Genomic DNA, 15,424 nt, shown 5'->3' with positions numbered 1-15,424 from the left:
GTGTTCCCGACTCTCCTTGCGAGAGGATATTTCCCTCTCGTGTAATTATTGAATACGCGAGCGTATCATTATTCCAAAGGGTAATCCAGACGTGGCGAGACCTCAAGTCCGGTTCATCGACATGGGCGGCTTAACCCGCTGTTGTGAACCCTTTGCGCACCTTTTCGTGCCGCAGGATTGCGCGCTGGTTACGTCAAGCGACGGCAAGTTCGCGGGCGGCCTCGGTGGTAAGGCGCAAGGATCGCAAGCGCGCCTGCTGGTCGTAGATCGAGGCTGCGACGATGATCTCGTCGGCCCCGGTGCGTTCGGCAAATGCCGCCAGCCCGGCGCGCACCGTTGCCACCGAGCCGCACGCGCTGACCTGACGGACGTGTTCGAGCATGGCCAGTGCGGAAGGTGGCAGCGTGTCGCGGTAACCGGGCACGGGCGGCTTGAGCTTGCCCGGCGTGCCGGTGCGCAGCGCCACGAAGGCCTGATCCATCGAGGAGGCGAGAAGCTGGCCTTCTTCGTCACTTTCGGCGGCGACGACATTGATGGCGGCAGCGCAGTAGGGTGCATCGAGCGCGGCCGACGGCTGGAAGCGTTCGCGATAGATCTTCAGCGCCGCGTCGAGGTGATCGGGGGCAAAGTGCGAGGCGAAGGCATATGGCAGGCCGAGCATCGCGGCGAGTTGCGCGCCGAACAGGCTGGATCCGAGAATCCACAGCTGCGGCCTTGCACCCTTGGCCGGATAGGCCTGCAGCGGCACGCGCGGATCGCCTGCGAACTGAAGCTGGAGTTCGACCACGTCCTGCGGAAAGTCCTCGGCGGCGCGGTTGGTGTCCTTGTGCAGGGCGCGCATGATGCGCTGGTCAGCGCCAGGGGCGCGGCCAAGGCCGAGATCGATCCGGCCCGGAAACAGGGCATCGAGCGTGCCGAACTGTTCGGCGATCACCAGCGGATTGTGGTTGGGCAGCATGATCCCGCCCGAACCGATGCGGATCGTTGAAGTTGCCTGCCCGATGTGCGCGAGGGCGACAGCCGTGGCGGCACCAGCCAGACCTTCCATGCCGTGATGTTCGGCAACCCAATAGCGCTGGTAGCCGCATTCCTCCGCCACGCGCGCGGCGGCGGCGGAGTTGTCGAGCGCGGCCCGCGCTGTCCCGCCCTCGACCACACTGACCAGATCGAGGACAGAGAGTTTCATGATGCCGGCTTTCCTGCGGTTTCGGGTGAAACCGATTTAGGTGCAGGGCCCAGCTGTTCAAGGTAGGATCGGGCAGTCTTGCCCGCTTCGCCGTCCTTGTCCGCCGAGACAACCGATTCCCACGACTTGCGCGCGGCGTCGTCCCGGCCGGACAGCACGGCAATGACGCCAGCTTCCAGGCCGACCTGCGGATCGCGCGGGCCATATTTCGCTGCCACTTCGATATCGCGCTGCGCCCGGTCGAGTTCGCCGTTGCGGCGGGCAAGAGTGGCAGACAGCAGCCAGCCCTCAGGGTCCTCCGGCGCGAGGCGATGCGCTTCATCGAGTGCGCCGCCAGCCTCGGCGAGGCGGCCTAGCGCCACGAGCGCGCGCGAACGATCGCTCTGCATCGCGCCGAGCGCGGCGTTGTCGGCGAAACCCTTGATTGCCAGAGCGCGGTCGAACCAGCCGAGCGCCTGTTCGGCCTTGCCGCCGGCCAGAGCCGCGTTGCCGGCCATCGCCATCAGCGGCACGGCGGCGACTTCCTGCTCCTTGGGCACGCCAGACACGGCCTGTGCGAAAGCTTCGAGCGCGCCATCAAAGTCGCCGGCATTGGAGCGCAGCATGCCAAGGCACTGGTTGGCGCGGACCTGCTGGCCAGAGTCGCGGCTTTCGCCCAGCCATGTCTGCACCTCGACCATCGCCGCATCGGGATCGGTCGCCGCTTTTTGCAGGCAGTAGGCGAGGCGGTCCTGTTCGGGCAGGTCGGGCCGCTCTAGACCCGCTTCCTTTTCAGTCTGCCGCTGCTTTTCGGGATCGCGGCGGCGCGGGATCGGCAAATCGGACGGACGCATCGGCATGGTGGCGGGACCAATCTGCATCAGGGAGGCCTGTTGCTCGATCCGGTGCTCCACGGCGAATAGCGGTGCGGGAAGATCGATCATGGCAGGCTTTTCCTTCGGCACGTCAGGCGGCTTGTCCGGCAGCGAGCCCGGCGAGTTCGCGCAGGAGCAGCGCGATATCGGCGGGGCGCGACAGCCGGTGATCGCCGTCCTTGATCAGGTGCACCTGCACATCGGCTGAACGCAGGGCGCGGGCAAGGTTGATAGAGATTTCCCACGGCACGTCAGCATCTGCCTGGCCATGGATCAGGCGGACCGGTCCTTCAAAGGCAATGCCGCTGGCCAGGCGCTTGTGACGTTCGGCATCTGAAAAGAACCCCGCGTGAGTCGGGGTAGGCTCGGGGCCATAGGGGTTGTCTTCATAGATCGTACGCCCGGCGGCGAGCTCGATCCGCTGTGACTGCGACAGGCCCCATTCGGTGAAGTCGGGCGCAGGCGCAATGCCGACAAGCGCCCTGGTCCTGTCGCCCAAGGCTTCGGCGAGAAGGAGCATCAGCCATCCGCCCATGCTGGAGCCCACGAGTTGCACGCTGTCGATGCCGAGGTGATCGATCAGGGCGACGATCTCGTCACGCCATTTCGAAAGGCGACCATCGGCGAAATCGCCGTCGCTCATCCCGCAGCCGGTATAGTCGAGCAGCAGGCAGCCATGGCCCCGCTGTCGCGCCCATTCGAGGACGGCCTGCGCCTTGCCGCCGGCCATGTCGGACATGTAGCCGGGGAGGAACACGATGGTCGGAGAAGTGCCGGCGAGGTGGCGGTAAGCCATCTGCTGGCCGGAAGGCAGGGTAAAGCGCGCTATGTCAGTCATGCCCTGTCATGGCCCGCACGGACGGGCGGGGCAAGGTCAGTTGAGCGGAAGGATCAGCGTGACGTGAGAGACGGCGCGGTCCACCGTAGCGGTTGGGCGGTCAGCCTTGTGGTGCTTGCTGGCGGACATCGCGGCGGCGGCGATGCCAACCGCAATGGCCAGCCAGAGTCCGACGCGGCGCGGTTTCGGTGCGGGCATTCTCAATCTCCACGCTGGAAGATGTCTTCGATGGGCAGCGCGAAGACATCGGCGATGCGGAAGGCGAGCGGGAGCGAGGGGGCGTACTTGCCTGTCTCGATGGCGTTTACCGATTGGCGGCTGACCTCGAGCATTCCGGCAAGATCGGCCTGGCTCCAGTTCCGCTCGGCGCGCAGGACCTTGAGGCGGTTCTTCATTCGCCACCTCCGTGCCGCTCCAGCAGCGCGTTGATGCAGCCGCCAAGGCCCAACCCGCCGAACCACAGGACCGTGGCGTAGAAGGCCGGGACGTGAGGGAGCAGGCCGAAGCTTTCGACGAAGCCCCATGCCGTCGCCACGCTCAACGTGAAGCCGGTGGCGATGAGGATCTGCCGGGTCATCAGGTAGCGCTGGTATTCATCGCGCAGCGAGGTCAGCAGGCGGCCGATCGCCACGAATACGCCGATCACTGGAAGCGCGGGAAGCAGCGCAGCAGCATAGGCGCTGAGGCCGGTGGGGGCGCTGTTCTTAAAGAACAGGTTCACGCCGACCAGCGTGGCGACGTAGCCGCCCATCAGCAACATAACGGCGCGCGTGTAGCGGCGGTGTTCGGGCGTCATCCGGGCGACCATGGTTCAAGCCTCCTGCTGGCGGCGCAGGCAGCGCGTGCCCGAAAGCGCAGCGCTGAGCGGCACGAACAGCACGGCAGTGGTGGTGGAGCCCTTCGGCAGAACTTCGAAGATATCGAGCAGGGCAATCACGACCATCACGAGGGCGATCACGGCGGGAAGGGCGAAGCGAATCATGGGTCAAGCCTCCTTGATCATATGACAAGGTTACTTGACCTTTTTCGCGGAGATGTCAAGCATCATTGTCATCATGGCAATGGTACTTGACCTGATAGACCTGATGACTCGGTACTTTTTCCGCGCTAGAAGCCCGGCGACATGGCACGCCTGACGACCAGCACTACAACTACTACCCCCGCGGGCCGGGGGCGGTCGCTGCTGGCCTAGCGCCCGCTGCGATGCCGCCGCCCGGTTCGGGTGGCTTTGCGCATCGCCTCCCGAACCGACCGATTTGCCTGATGCGCGCCCTTCCGGTGGCGGCGCACCTGTGCCAAAGCGCTGCCAACAGATTGCAGAGAGACCCGCATGTCCGAGTTGCTGAAGATCACCCTGCCCGACGGTTCCGTGCGCGAGGTTGCGCCGGGCAGCACTCCGGCCGACATAGCCGCCGCGATTGGCCCCGGCCTCGCCAAGGCGGCGCTGGCGGCGAAGGTCGATGGCGAGCTGGTGGACCTTTCGCGTCCCTTCACGGCTGACGCGCAGCTGGCGCTGGTGACGGCCAAGGACGAGGCGGACGCGCTCGACCTTGCGCGGCATGACTATGCCCACGTGCTCGCCGAAGCGGTGCAGGCGCTGTTTCCGGGTACGCAGATCACCTTCGGGCCGAGCACCGACGACGGCTTCTATTACGACTTCGCCCCGAAGGACCGCCCGTTCACGGATGAAGACCTGCCTGCCATCGAGGCGGAGATGCGCAAGATCATCGCCGCCAACAAGCCGCTGCGCCGCGAGGTGTGGAGCCGCGAACAGCTGATCAGCCGCTGGAAGCAGCAGGGCGAGAGCTTCAAGGCCGAGTGGGCCGCCGAACTGCCCGAGGGCGAGGAACTGACGGTCTACTGGTCGGGCGACGACTGGCTCGACATGTGCCGGGGCCCGCACCTGCCCTCGACCGGCAAGCTCGATCCGGCGGCGTTCAAGCTGACGCGCGTTTCGGGTGCCTACTGGCGCGGCGACCAGAAGAACGCGATGCTTTCCCGCGTCTATGGCACCGGCTGGCTCAACAAGAAGCAGCTCGATGCGCACCTCATGCGGCTGGAAGAAGCGGCGAAGCGCGACCATCGCAAGCTCGGCAACGAGATGGACCTGTTCCATCTCCAGCAGGAAGCCCATGGCAGCGTGTTCTGGCACCCCAAGGGCTACCTGATCTGGCGCGAGCTGGAAGCCTACATGCGCCGCGCCATCGACGGCGCCGGCTATCGCGAGGTCAAGACGCCGCAGGTCATGGATGCGCGCCAGTGGGAGCAGTCCGGCCACTGGGGCAAGTACCGCGAGAACATGTTCGTCATCCCCGACGAAGTGCCGAACGTCGAGGACGAAGGCCCGATCGTTTCGGACGATGCCGACTGGATGGCACTGAAGCCGATGAACTGCCCGGCGCATGTGCTGATCTTCCGGCAGGGCATCAAGTCATACCGCGAACTGCCCTTGCGCCTGTATGAAAACGGCTGCTGCCACCGCAACGAACCGCACGGCGCGCTGCACGGGCTGATGCGCGTGCGCCAGTTCACGCAGGACGATGCGCACATCTTCTGCCGCGAGGACCAGATCGTGTCCGAAGTGCAGGCGTTCTGCGAACTGGCCGACCGCATCTACAAGCACTTCGGCTTCACCTACTCGATCAAGCTCGCGCTGCGCCCGGAAAAGCGCTTTGGCACCGAGGAAATGTGGGACAAGGCCGAGGCAGAGCTGCGCGCTGCCGTGGTGCGTGCGGGCCTCGCCACCGAAGACTATGGCTGGGAGGAACTGCCGGGCGAAGGCGCGTTCTATGCGCCCAAGCTGGAATGGCACCTGACCGACGCCATCGGCCGTACCTGGCAGGTCGGCACGATTCAGTCCGACCGCGTCCTGCCCGAGCGGCTTGATGCAACCTACATCGGCGAGGATGGCGAGAAGCACCGCCCGGTCATGCTGCACCGCGCGATCTTCGGATCGTACGAGCGCTTCATCGGCATTCTGATCGAACACTTTGCCGGACGCCTTCCCGCGTGGCTGGCACCAGTGCAGGCCGTTGTCGCGACGATCGTTTCGGATGCTGACGACTATGCCAAGGATGCGCTGGCCAAGCTGAAGGCGGCGGGCATCCGAGCCGACACGGACCTGCGCAACGAGAAGATCAACTACAAGGTCCGTGAACACTCGCTGCAGAAGGTCCCCTTCCTGCTGGTCGTGGGCAAGCGCGAGGCCGAGGAAGGCACCGTGGCGATCCGCACCTTGGGCGAACAGCACCAGAAGGTGGTATCGCTGGATGAGGCGATTGCGCTGCTCAAGAGCGAAGCGACGCCGCCGGATCTGCGGAGCTGATCACGCTCGACCTGCCGATCCTTTCGCTCGGGCTTTGCGCACTGGCGGCGTTCGTCGCTGCCTTCGTGCGCGGGCTGGCGGGGTTTGGCATGGCGATCCTGCTGGTGCCGCTGATCGGACTGGTCATCCCGCCGGGCGAAGCGGTGGTCGTTTCCAACATGCTTGGGCTGCTGATCGGGCTGGTCGGCGCGCGCAAGGTGTGGGCCGCCGGGGAGAAAAGCGCCGGGGCGATTGGCGGTCTTGCCATGTTGCTGACGCCAGCCGGCCTGCTCGCCCTGTTCGCAACGCCGCCGGAAGTGGCGCGCGTGCTCATTGCCGTGGTGGCGATCGGTGCGTTCGTGATGGTGCTTCTTCCTGCCCGGCCCGGTCATGCGCCGGGCAAGGTAGAGACGGGCCTTACCGGAGCGGCAGCGGGCCTGCTCACCGGATTTGCCGGCATGCCCGGGCCTCCGGTCGTCCCCTATTACCTGCGTCGTCCCATCCCGCGCGAAGTGGCCCGCGCCTCGATGCTGACGGTGTTCCTGCTGACGTCGATCGCCAGCACTGCTGCGGCGCTGGCGCTGAAGCTGGCCTCATGGCGCGATGTGCTCTTCGCCTTGCTGCTGTTCGTGCCGGTGCTGGTCGGCAACCACCTGGGGTCTCTTGCCTTCGGCAAGGTCAGCGATGCGGCATGGCGCGGCTTCGTCGGCTTCCTGCTTGCCATGTCCGGCCTGATGGCCGTGGCCAGGCTGATAACCCCAAGTTAAGCGCTTTCCCTTATGCCCTCCTGCGATTGAACGCTTGAGGGACCGAAGACGCATGACCCTGCACTTCCGCGCTTTGGCCGAGCAGGCCGCCAAGGACAGCGCAATCTCCGTAGAGGAAATCCTCGAATTGCGGCGCGCGGCATGGCCCGATGGCAGGATCGATCCCGAAGAAGCCGAAGCGATCTTCCTGCTTAACGACCAGAGCGCCGAGCCCACGCGCGAATGGTCCGACTTCTTCGTCGAGGCTCTGGTCGAATTCGTGGTCAACGGAACCGAGCCCAAGGGCTATGTCTCGGACGAGAATGCGCGCTGGCTGATCGAGCGCGTCTCGCACGATGGCAAAGTGGAAAGCCTGACCGAGCTGGAACTGCTGGTCAGGCTGCTGGAGAAGGCACTGTCCGCACCCGATGACTTGCGCTTGTTCGTGCTGGAGCAGATCGAACGCGAAGTTCTGACAGGGGATGGCCCGACGCGCTGTAGCGGCACGCTTGCTCCAGGCAGCATCACCGAAGCCGAATGCAGCCTGATCCGTCGCACGATCTTTGCCTCCGGCGGGGATCGCCCTGCCGGGGTAAGCCAGCGCGAGGCGGAAATGCTGTTCCGCCTGAAGGATGCCACGTTGGGCGCGGACAACGCTTCTGCGTGGGGGCGACTGTTCGTGCAGGGCGTGGGCAATTACCTGCAGGGCTGGAACGGCGCCAAGGGCATCACGCGCGAGCGGGCGGGCGAGCTGGAAGCGTTCATGGACGACCGCTCGACCCATCTGGGCCGGTTCTTTGGTCGCATGGCAAGGGTCGATACTGGCAGCTTCGTGCGGGCCGTTCGCGAAGTCGGCTTCGGGCGCAGGCAACCGGGCCGCGATGTTGCGGGCGAAGCTGCGCGAGAACATGCCGTGACCGATGCCGAGAACCTGTGGCTGCAGGCGCGCATCGACGCTGACGAGCAGGTCGATCCGCTGGAAAAGGCGCTGCTGGCGTTCCTTGCCGAAGGTTAGACGGTAAAGCTTTCACCGCAGCCGCAACTGCCTTTGGCGTTGGGGTTCTGGAACACGAATCCGGCGGTGAAATCGTCTTCCTGCCAGTCCATCGTGCTGCCGATCAGGTAGAGCACCGAGGCGCTGTCGATGAAGAACAGACCGCCCGGCGTTTCGATCTTTTCATCAAGCGGGTTGGCCTCGGTCACGTAGTCGACCGAGTAGGCAAGCCCCGAACAGCCGCGACGGGGCGTCGACAACTTCACGCCGATCGCGCCTTCGGGAGCCGTGGCCATGAGATGCGCCACGCGCGCCTCGGCCGAGGGCGTGAGGATCACCGCAGCGGGGCGGGGATGGCGGGGCTTGGTCTGCGTTTCGGTCGTCATGGTGACACCTATATGGGGAGGCGTTACAGCATTCCCAGTTCAAGCTTGGCTTCGTCGCTCATCTTGGCGGGGTCCCATGCCGGGTCCCAGACAAGATTGACCTCGGCATCGCGCACACCGGGCACGGCCGAGACGCGCAGTTCGACCTCGCCCGGCATCGATTCCGCGACCGGGCAATGCGGCGTGGTCAGCGTCATGGTGACGGTGACATCGGAATCGTCCGAGACATCGACGCCGTAGATCAGGCCGAGGTCATAGATGTTGACCGGAATTTCGGGGTCGAAGATTTCCTTGAGCGCGGCAATCACGCCTTCGTAGATGTCTCCGCCCGGTTCGGCGGGCGAGACGGCCTCAGGCTTGGCGGCGAGGAAGCCTTCGAGGTAGTCGCGCTTGCGCTCGAGCTTTTGGGCGGACGTTTCTTCCACTGCGTCCTCCACGAACGCGCGCTTCGGTGCCGAGACGGCTTCCACTTCCTCGACCGCGAACTTGGGATCGTTCTCGCTCATCCGAAAATCCTCTTGGTCCTTTCGATGCCGCGCACGAGCGCGGCGATATCGCTTTCATCGCTGTAGATGCCGAAGCTCGCGCGCGCCGTCGCGGGCACGCCGAGATGCGCCATCAGCGGCTGGGCACAGTGATGCCCGGCGCGGATGGCCACGCCTTCCTCGTCCAGAATCGTGCCGAGATCGTGTGGGTGCACGCCTTCGAGCGCGAAGCTGAGGATGCCGGCGCTTTCCGCAGGGCCGAACAGCTTGACCGAGTTCATGCGCCCGAGCGCCTCGCGTGCCTTGGCCACCAGCGCGCATTCGTGGGCGTGGATGGTGGCGAGGCCTTGCGCCTGAACGAAATCGACTGCTGCGCCAAAGCCGATGGCCTCGACAATGGCGGGCGTGCCGGCCTCGAACCGCTGGGGTGCGGGGGCATAGGTGGTCTTCTCGAAAGTGACCCTGTCGATCATTGCGCCGCCGCCTTGCCACGGCGGCATGGCATCGAGGATCTCGCCCTTGGCCCAGAGCGCGCCGATGCCGGTGGAGCCATAAAGCTTGTGCGCCGAGAAGACGTAGAAGTCCGCGTCCAGCGCCTTCACGTCGACGGTGAGGCGCGCGACCGACTGGCAGCCATCGAGCAGGATCTTCGCGCCGACGCTGCGGGCCATCGCGACCGCGCGCTTTGCATCAAGCGTGGAGCCGAGCACGTTCGACACGTGCGCGAAAGCGACCAGCTTGTGCGCAGGCGCGATCATGCGTTCGGCGGCATCGAGATCGATCAGCCCGTCCTCGGTCAGCGGGCAAACATCGATCTCGACTCCGGTACGCTCGCGCAGCATCTGCCAGGGCACGATGTTGGCGTGGTGCTCCAGCGTGGAGATGAGGATGCGGTCACCCGCCTTGAGGTTGGCTACACCCCAGGTCTGCGCGACGAGGTTGATCGCCTCGGTCGCGCCGCGGGTGAAGACCAGCTCGTTCTCGGCGCCGCCGACGAGTGCAGCAACCTTGCGGCGCGCAGCTTCGAAGGCCAGCGTCATGTCGGCCGAGCGGGCATAGACGCCGCGATGAACGGTGGCGTAGTCGCGGCCCATGGCACGCACCATCGCATCGATCACCACTTGCGGCTTCTGCGCGGTGGCGGCGGTATCGAGATAATGCCAGCGGCTGCCGTCAGCATTGACGAGGCCGGGCCATTCAGCGGTGCGGGTCAGGGCATCGACGGTCACAGCACGGCATCCAGCGCCTTGAGCGCGGCTTCGGTAAGCGACTCTTCATCGGCGGCACCGACGAAGGCTTCAGCGATGAAGGCATGAAGCATGAGCTTCTTCGCCTCGGCTGGTGGAAGGCCGCGCTGGGCGAGGTAGAACAGCCCCTGCGGATCGAGTTCGCCGACCGCGCAGCCGTGGGCGCACTTGACGTCGTCGGCGTAGATTTCCAGCTCTGGGCGGGCATTGGCAGTGGCGGTGCGATCCAGCAGCATCGCCCGGATCGACTGTTCGCCGTCGGTGCCGATCGCCCCGCGCGCCACAACGACGCGGCCGAGATACGTGCCCGTGGCCTTGCCGCCGAGGACCGAACGGACGACCTGGCTCGAAACCGCGTCAGGCTCGGCATGGACGACCTCGGTGACGATCTCGGCGGTCTGTTCGCCGCCGGCGATCTGTGCCGCGCCGAGATGGAACTTCGCGCCCTTGCCAAGCGTGACCTTGACCGCAATGCGGCCATAGGCGGACCCGGCGTTGAGCAGGCGCAGGTCATATTCCGCGCCATCTTCCAGCGTGATCGCGATGTCCTGCGCGGCGTCGTTGGCGCCATCGAGCACGACAGCGCTCGCGCCCGTCTCGCCCGCAGCGACGCGGATTTCCTGCACCGGCAGCGGCCAGAGCGCTTCCAGCGCCGCAAGATCGGCGTAGCGGAAGGCTTCTTGCCTGCGGGTGGGCAGCGCGGTCATGCCGCGACGGCCTCGTAGCCGTGCTCTTCGAGTTCGAGCGCCAGTTCAGGCCCGCCGCTCTTGACGATGCGGCCGCCGGCAAGGACGTGGACAAAGTCGGGTTTCACGTAATCGAGCAGGCGCTGGTAGTGGGTGATCAGCAGCACGGCCTTTTCGGGCTTGCGCATGATCGCGTTGATGCCTTCGCCGCAGATGCGCAGGGCGTCGATGTCGAGCCCGGAATCGGTTTCATCGAGGATGGCGATCTTGGGATCGAGAATGCCCATCTGGACCATCTCGGCACGCTTCTTCTCACCGCCCGAAAAGCCGACGTTCACCGGGCGCTTGAGCATGTCCATGTCCATGCGCAGCAGGCCCGCCTTCTCCTTGGCCAGCTTGAGGAATTCGCCCCCCGAAAGGGGTGCCTCGCCGCGTGCCTTGCGCTGGGCATTGGCGGATTCGCGCAGGAACTGCACGAAGGACACGCCGGGGATCTCGACCGGGTACTGGAAGCCGAGAAACAGGCCCGCCGCCGCGCGTTCATGCGGTTCGAGTTCGAACAGGTCGGTGCCATCCAATGTGGCGGTGCCGCCGGTCACTTCGTAGCCGGGCCGCCCGCCGAGCGTGTAGCCGAGCGTGGACTTGCCCGCGCCGTTCGGCCCCATGATCGCGTGGATCTCACCCGCGTTGATGGTGAGCGACAGACCCTTGAGGATCGGCTTGTCGGCAACGGTGGCCTGGAGGTTCTGGATTTCGAGCATGGTCATCTCTCTCAGTCGCGAGCCCGGGTGTGGGGGCTGCGCTGCGGGCGGGCGCCGGAGCGCGAATAGGACGGACGCGAAGGACGCGAGGCCGCGCGCAACTCATCGTACCGGGCCTTCATCTCGCGCAGGACGGCAGCGCAGGCGCCTTCAGGATCGCCGAGTACTTCGGCAGCATCATAGCGGAGGACCTTGATGCCGACTTCGGCAAGACTGGCATCGCGGCGGCGCTCAAGCTCTGGCGCATCGCCACGGTCAAGCGCGACGACCAGCTTCAGCGACTGGCTCGCGAAATCGACGATGGCCGAACCAATCACGGCGTAGCGCTTGAACTTGTACTTTCCCAGATCTTCCTTCGCCAGTTCCTCGGCCAGCGCGAGGTGAGCCTCGTCCGGTTCGCGGCGCAACTGGCGTGCCATGTCGTGGATCGCATCGAGGCGCGAACCGGAAATGGCCCAGCCGCGACCCTTCTTCTGGATCTTGGGCGCTTCGGCACGTTCGCCGACGGGGCGGAGGGTAAGAGTCTTCTTCAACCAACTGATCCTTCAAGGCTGATACCCAGCAGCTTCTGCGCTTCGACTGCGAATTCCATCGGCAGTTGCTGCAGCACCTCGCGGGCGAAGCCGTTGACGATCAGGGCGACGGCGCTTTCCTGATCGAGGCCGCGCTGCATGGCGTAGAACAGCTGGTCGTCGCTGATCTTGCTGGTGGTGGCTTCGTGTTCGATCGTGGCGCTGGGGTTGCGCACTTCGATATAGGGCACGGTGTGCGCGCCGCAGTCTGCGCCGAGCAGCAGGCTGTCGCACTGGGTGAAGTTGCGCACGCCTTCCGCCTGCGGGGCGACGCGGACGAGGCCGCGATAAGTGTTGTTGCTCTTGCCCGCAGAGATCCCCTTCGACACGATCGTAGAGCGCGACCCCTTGCCGTTGTGGATCATCTTGGTGCCGGTATCGGCCTGCTGATAGTTGTTGGTGACGGCAACCGAGTAGAACTCGCCCACCGAATCCTCGCCGTTCAGGACGCAGGACGGATACTTCCAAGTTATCGCCGAGCCGGTTTCGACCTGCGTCCACGAGACCTTGGAGCGGGCACCCTGGCACAGCGCGCGCTTGGTGACGAAGTTGTAGATGCCGCCCTTGCCTTCCGCGTCACCGGGATACCAGTTCTGGACGGTCGAGTATTTGATCTCGGCGTCATCGAGCGCGACGAGTTCCACGACGGCGGCGTGAAGCTGGTTTTCATCGCGCTGCGGGGCGGTGCAGCCTTCGAGGTAGGAGACGTAACTGCCCTTGTCGGCGACGATCAGGGTGCGCTCGAACTGGCCCGTGTTCTCCGCGTTGATGCGAAAATAGGTCGAGAGCTCCATCGGGCAGCGCACGCCCTCGGGGATGTAGACGAAGGTGCCGTCAGAAAAGACCGCGCAATTGAGCGTGGCAAAGTAGTTGTCGTGCATCGGCACGACCTTGCCGAGCCACTTCTTCACGAGGTCCGGATATTCGCGGATCGCCTCGGAGATCGAGCGGAAGATCACGCCTGCCGCTTCCAGCTCCTTGCGGAAGGTGGTCGCGACACTGACGGAATCGAACACGGCGTCGACGGCAATCTTGCGCGCCCCCTCGACGCCGGCGAGCACCTTCTGCTCCTCCAGTGGAATGCCGAGCTTTTCATAGACGCGCAGGATTTCGGGATCGACCTCGTCAAGGCTGCCGAGCTTGGGCTTGGCCTTGGGCGCGGCCCAGTAATAGGCGCCCTGATAGTCGATCGGCGGGATGTTGAGCTTGGCCCAATCGGGCGTGGGCATGGTCAGCCAGTGGCGATAGGCCTTGAGGCGCCATTCGAGCATCCATTCCGGCTCGTCCTTCTTGGCCGAGATGTAGCGGACGGTGTCCTCGGACAGGCCCTTGGGCCCGTACTCCTGCTCGATATCGGACGACCAGCCATGCTCGTACTCGGCGACCTTTGCAGCGGCCTCGCGCGCGGCCTGATCCTTGATTTCGACGTTCTCGGTCATGCCATAACCTCCGTCACCGCTGCGGCAGGACGGGACAATTGGGTGAGCGGTATGCCCGCCAGCGCGCCGCGCAATGCGGCATCGACGGCAGGCCAGTGCGGACGGACGGTGCACGCGGATTCCAGCGTGCAATCATGGCGCCCATGCTCGCTGCAGGGCGTGAGCGCAATGGGGCCTTCCACGGCTTCGACGATATCGGCCAAAGTGATAGCTGCTGCCGGGCGCGCCAGCTTGAGCCCGCCACGCGCTCCACGGACAGACTTCAGCAGCCCTGCGGCCGAAAGCTTGCTGACCAGCTTCTGCACGGTCGGCGCCGGCAGGCCGGTTTCATCGGCGAGTTGTTGCGCACAGACGCGGCTCTGCCCGCAATGGCGCGCAGCGGCGGTCATCGTGACAACGGCGTAATCGGCCATGCTCGAAAGGCGCATCTGCAAGGGTCCCGGTTGCGGCCCGCGCAAATCGGACCGAATCACTCCGGTTATCTAGGCGCGGTGCCTTCCCTGCACAAGCGGGCGCTCGTTCAAAAAGAGAGCGGAAAAAAATGGGCGGCAAAAAAAGGGCGGCCGAGCCCAATGGGTCATCGGCCGCCTCAAAGTCGAGAACTCGTTGCATAACTGCACCGAGCCCTTCGGGTCGCAGCGCCTTACTAAGCAGAAGCCCTTGCAGAGAATTGTATGGATTCGACAATTCCGGTGGCAAATGCGCAACATACCAAGCGCAATCAATTACAATTGCTGTCAGATTCGAGAAGAACAGGCTTGGCCGACAGAAGATAACGTCGCAAAGACTCGCCGGGGTGGTCCGGCGGCATGGCGCATCGGAATTGACCCCGATTCGACCTTCACCATTCGCAGAACCCGGAACCGTTTGCCCGTGACGCCATATTCGCTGCTGCGCCCCCTGATTTTCCGGATCCCTGCCGAACCTGCGCATCGCCTGACCATCCGCGCACTCGCGATCAATCCGCCTTCGGGCAGACTGGCCCCCACGCCCAATCTCGCCCAGCGCATCGCCGGCATCGCCTTCCCCAACCCGCTGGGCATGGCCCCGGGGTTCGACAAAAATGCCGAAGTGCCCGACGCCATGCTCGGGCTGGGGTTTGGCTTTGTCGAAGTGGGCACGGTCACGCCGCTGCCGCAGGAAGGCAATCCCAAGCCGCGGCTGTTCCGCCTGATCGAGGATCGGGCCGTGATCAATCGGATGGGCTTCAACAACGAAGGCGCGCAGGCCGTGACCAACCGCCTGATCCGACGCCGTGAGACGGGCAAGCACGGACTGCCGGGCATCGTTGGCGTGAACATCGGCGCGAACAAGGACTCGGCCGACCGCATTGCCGACTATGCTCAGATGACCCGGCTGATGGCCCCGCTGGCATCGTATCTCACCGTCAACATCTCGTCGCCCAACACGCCGGGCCTTCGGGCGCTGCAGGATGAAGGCGCCCTTTCGGCCCTGCTCGACGGCGTGATCGAGGCGCGCGGCAACATGAACGTGCCGATCTTCCTGAAGCTTGCGCCCGATCTCGAACCGTCGGACATCGATGCGATCTGCCGCATCGCTCTTGAAAAGCGGCTCGCCGCATTGATCGTTTCGAATACCACGATCACCCGGCCGGCCTTGCGCTCGGTCCATGCCGGGGAAGCTGGCGGCCTCTCGGGCGAACCGCTGCGCGAACTTGCGCTGCAGCGTCTGCGCGATTTCCGCAAGGCAAGTGGCGGCGCGATTCCCCTGATCGGCGTGGGCGGTATTGCAACGGTTGATGATGCCTGGGCCCGCATCCGGGCCGGTGCCAGCCTGATCCAGATCTACAGCGCAATGGTCTTCGAGGGCCCCGGTCTTGCCAGGCGCCTGGTCGCAGGACTTGAACGGAAGGTCCGCGAAGCCGGCATGACGTCCATTGCCGAGGCGGTCGGCACCGAATAGCAA

The 15,424-nt window shown here is 65.0% G+C and carries 19 protein-coding genes; 4 read left to right on the top strand and 15 right to left on the bottom strand.

What is annotated here, in order from left to right; all coding sequences use genetic code 11:
• Window positions 1-193: 193 nt before the first annotated feature.
• Genes IM701_RS00245 through IM701_RS00215 form a run of 7 tightly spaced genes read right to left on the bottom strand, consistent with a single transcriptional unit; the run spans window position 194 to window position 3,860 of the window.
• Window positions 194-1,186 carry an LLM class flavin-dependent oxidoreductase gene (locus IM701_RS00245; protein ID WP_193827435.1) on the bottom strand — a complete coding sequence of 331 codons (993 nt, stop codon included), beginning with the start codon at window positions 1,184-1,186 and terminating at the stop codon, window positions 194-196.
• Window positions 1,183-2,109, bottom strand: coding sequence for a tetratricopeptide repeat protein (locus IM701_RS00240; RefSeq protein ID WP_156135733.1), 927 nt, complete (start codon window positions 2,107-2,109; stop codon window positions 1,183-1,185). The genes IM701_RS00245 and IM701_RS00240 overlap by 4 nt, the downstream gene beginning before the upstream one ends.
• Window positions 2,110-2,131: 22 nt before the next feature.
• Window positions 2,132-2,878 (bottom strand): alpha/beta fold hydrolase, encoded by a 747-nt coding sequence (locus IM701_RS00235; protein WP_193827434.1) that lies wholly within the window; start codon window positions 2,876-2,878, stop codon window positions 2,132-2,134.
• Between the two features lie 36 nt (window positions 2,879-2,914).
• Window positions 2,915-3,076, bottom strand: coding sequence for a hypothetical protein (locus tag IM701_RS00230; RefSeq protein ID WP_193827433.1), 162 nt, complete (start codon window positions 3,074-3,076; stop codon window positions 2,915-2,917).
• 2 nt (window positions 3,077-3,078) lie between these two features.
• Window positions 3,079-3,273, bottom strand: a complete 195-nt coding sequence (locus IM701_RS00225) for a helix-turn-helix transcriptional regulator (RefSeq protein ID WP_193827432.1) — start codon at window positions 3,271-3,273, stop codon at window positions 3,079-3,081.
• Window positions 3,270-3,686: a hypothetical protein gene (locus IM701_RS00220; RefSeq protein ID WP_039333057.1), complete on the bottom strand. Its 417-nt coding sequence runs from the start codon at window positions 3,684-3,686 to the stop codon at window positions 3,270-3,272. The genes IM701_RS00225 and IM701_RS00220 overlap by 4 nt, the downstream gene beginning before the upstream one ends.
• Before the next feature lie 3 nt (window positions 3,687-3,689).
• Window positions 3,690-3,860, bottom strand: coding sequence for a hypothetical protein (locus tag IM701_RS00215; RefSeq protein WP_193827431.1), 171 nt, complete (start codon window positions 3,858-3,860; stop codon window positions 3,690-3,692).
• A gap of 348 nt (window positions 3,861-4,208) precedes the next feature.
• Here IM701_RS00215 and thrS point away from each other — a divergent pair, with 348 nt between their 5' ends.
• The 3 genes from thrS to IM701_RS00200 all read left to right on the top strand — a co-directional run bounded on the left by thrS (window position 4,209) and on the right by IM701_RS00200 (window position 7,943).
• The gene (thrS, locus tag IM701_RS00210; protein WP_193827430.1) at window positions 4,209-6,203 is read left to right on the top strand and encodes a threonine--tRNA ligase; all 1,995 of its coding nucleotides are present in this window, start codon (window positions 4,209-4,211) and stop codon (window positions 6,201-6,203) included.
• Between the two features lie 89 nt (window positions 6,204-6,292).
• Complete coding sequence (locus IM701_RS00205; RefSeq protein ID WP_230487738.1) at window positions 6,293-6,949, top strand: sulfite exporter TauE/SafE family protein; 657 nt, start codon at window positions 6,293-6,295, stop codon at window positions 6,947-6,949.
• 52 nt (window positions 6,950-7,001) lie between these two features.
• Window positions 7,002-7,943: a hypothetical protein gene (locus tag IM701_RS00200; RefSeq protein ID WP_193827429.1), complete on the top strand. Its 942-nt coding sequence runs from the start codon at window positions 7,002-7,004 to the stop codon at window positions 7,941-7,943.
• Here the strand turns inward: IM701_RS00200 and IM701_RS00195 are convergent.
• Genes IM701_RS00195 through IM701_RS00160 form a run of 8 tightly spaced genes read right to left on the bottom strand, consistent with a single transcriptional unit; the run spans window position 7,940 to window position 13,926 of the window.
• Window positions 7,940-8,308 carry an iron-sulfur cluster assembly accessory protein gene (locus IM701_RS00195; RefSeq protein ID WP_193827428.1) on the bottom strand — a complete coding sequence of 123 codons (369 nt, stop codon included), beginning with the start codon at window positions 8,306-8,308 and terminating at the stop codon, window positions 7,940-7,942. The two genes, IM701_RS00200 and IM701_RS00195, sit on opposite strands and share 4 nt — an antisense overlap.
• A gap of 23 nt (window positions 8,309-8,331) precedes the next feature.
• The gene (locus IM701_RS00190) at window positions 8,332-8,814 is read right to left on the bottom strand and encodes an SUF system Fe-S cluster assembly protein (RefSeq protein ID WP_039333064.1); all 483 of its coding nucleotides are present in this window, start codon (window positions 8,812-8,814) and stop codon (window positions 8,332-8,334) included.
• Complete coding sequence (locus IM701_RS00185) at window positions 8,811-10,022, bottom strand: cysteine desulfurase (RefSeq protein WP_193827427.1); 1,212 nt, start codon at window positions 10,020-10,022, stop codon at window positions 8,811-8,813. Before IM701_RS00185 ends, IM701_RS00190 begins: the two co-directional genes overlap by 4 nt.
• Window positions 10,019-10,747, bottom strand: coding sequence for a SufD family Fe-S cluster assembly protein (locus tag IM701_RS00180; RefSeq protein WP_193827426.1), 729 nt, complete (start codon window positions 10,745-10,747; stop codon window positions 10,019-10,021). The genes IM701_RS00185 and IM701_RS00180 overlap by 4 nt, the downstream gene beginning before the upstream one ends.
• Window positions 10,744-11,487, bottom strand: a complete 744-nt coding sequence (sufC, locus tag IM701_RS00175; RefSeq protein WP_039333070.1) for a Fe-S cluster assembly ATPase SufC — start codon at window positions 11,485-11,487, stop codon at window positions 10,744-10,746. The genes IM701_RS00180 and sufC overlap by 4 nt, the downstream gene beginning before the upstream one ends.
• Before the next feature lie 11 nt (window positions 11,488-11,498).
• Window positions 11,499-12,020 (bottom strand): endonuclease domain-containing protein, encoded by a 522-nt coding sequence (locus IM701_RS00170; protein WP_193827425.1) that lies wholly within the window; start codon window positions 12,018-12,020, stop codon window positions 11,499-11,501.
• The gene (sufB, locus tag IM701_RS00165) at window positions 12,017-13,498 is read right to left on the bottom strand and encodes a Fe-S cluster assembly protein SufB (protein ID WP_193827424.1); all 1,482 of its coding nucleotides are present in this window, start codon (window positions 13,496-13,498) and stop codon (window positions 12,017-12,019) included. Before sufB ends, IM701_RS00170 begins: the two co-directional genes overlap by 4 nt.
• A complete protein-coding gene (locus IM701_RS00160) occupies window positions 13,495-13,926 on the bottom strand; it encodes an SUF system Fe-S cluster assembly regulator (RefSeq protein ID WP_039333076.1) in 432 nt (143 codons plus the stop codon). Before IM701_RS00160 ends, sufB begins: the two co-directional genes overlap by 4 nt.
• Before the next feature lie 445 nt (window positions 13,927-14,371).
• Between IM701_RS00160 and IM701_RS00155 the strand changes: the two genes are divergently transcribed.
• Window positions 14,372-15,421: a quinone-dependent dihydroorotate dehydrogenase gene (locus IM701_RS00155; RefSeq protein WP_193827423.1), complete on the top strand. Its 1,050-nt coding sequence runs from the start codon at window positions 14,372-14,374 to the stop codon at window positions 15,419-15,421.
• Window positions 15,422-15,424 lie beyond the last annotated feature (3 nt).

Source organism: Novosphingobium sp. ES2-1, from assembly GCF_015169775.1.
In the GTDB taxonomy this organism is placed as follows: domain Bacteria; phylum Pseudomonadota; class Alphaproteobacteria; order Sphingomonadales; family Sphingomonadaceae; genus Novosphingobium; species Novosphingobium subterraneum.
Note: the sequence above shows the minus strand (reverse complement) of the source record. Positions and strands in the feature narration are given on the sequence as shown.

Bases quoted from the DNA above. Each gene is read 5' to 3' on its own strand.
- IM701_RS00245 (WP_193827435.1), bottom strand. From the start codon at position 1,186: ATGAAACTCTCTGTCCTCGATCTGGTCAGTGTGGTCGAGGGCGGGACA.
- IM701_RS00240 (WP_156135733.1), bottom strand. From the start codon at position 2,109: ATGATCGATCTTCCCGCACCGCTATTCGCCGTGGAGCACCGGATCGAG.
- IM701_RS00235 (WP_193827434.1), bottom strand. From the start codon at position 2,878: ATGACTGACATAGCGCGCTTTACCCTGCCTTCCGGCCAGCAGATGGCT.
- IM701_RS00230 (WP_193827433.1), bottom strand. From the start codon at position 3,076: ATGCCCGCACCGAAACCGCGCCGCGTCGGACTCTGGCTGGCCATTGCG.
- IM701_RS00225 (WP_193827432.1), bottom strand. From the start codon at position 3,273: ATGAAGAACCGCCTCAAGGTCCTGCGCGCCGAGCGGAACTGGAGCCAG.
- IM701_RS00220 (WP_039333057.1), bottom strand. From the start codon at position 3,686: ATGGTCGCCCGGATGACGCCCGAACACCGCCGCTACACGCGCGCCGTT.
- IM701_RS00215 (WP_193827431.1), bottom strand. From the start codon at position 3,860: ATGATTCGCTTCGCCCTTCCCGCCGTGATCGCCCTCGTGATGGTCGTG.
- thrS (WP_193827430.1), top strand. From the start codon at position 4,209: ATGTCCGAGTTGCTGAAGATCACCCTGCCCGACGGTTCCGTGCGCGAG.
- IM701_RS00205 (WP_230487738.1), top strand. From the start codon at position 6,293: ATGGCGATCCTGCTGGTGCCGCTGATCGGACTGGTCATCCCGCCGGGC.
- IM701_RS00200 (WP_193827429.1), top strand. From the start codon at position 7,002: ATGACCCTGCACTTCCGCGCTTTGGCCGAGCAGGCCGCCAAGGACAGC.
- IM701_RS00195 (WP_193827428.1), bottom strand. From the start codon at position 8,308: ATGACGACCGAAACGCAGACCAAGCCCCGCCATCCCCGCCCCGCTGCG.
- IM701_RS00190 (WP_039333064.1), bottom strand. From the start codon at position 8,814: ATGAGCGAGAACGATCCCAAGTTCGCGGTCGAGGAAGTGGAAGCCGTC.
- IM701_RS00180 (WP_193827426.1), bottom strand. From the start codon at position 10,747: ATGACCGCGCTGCCCACCCGCAGGCAAGAAGCCTTCCGCTACGCCGAT.
- sufC (WP_039333070.1), bottom strand. From the start codon at position 11,487: ATGCTCGAAATCCAGAACCTCCAGGCCACCGTTGCCGACAAGCCGATC.
- sufB (WP_193827424.1), bottom strand. From the start codon at position 13,498: ATGACCGAGAACGTCGAAATCAAGGATCAGGCCGCGCGCGAGGCCGCT.
- IM701_RS00160 (WP_039333076.1), bottom strand. From the start codon at position 13,926: ATGCGCCTTTCGAGCATGGCCGATTACGCCGTTGTCACGATGACCGCC.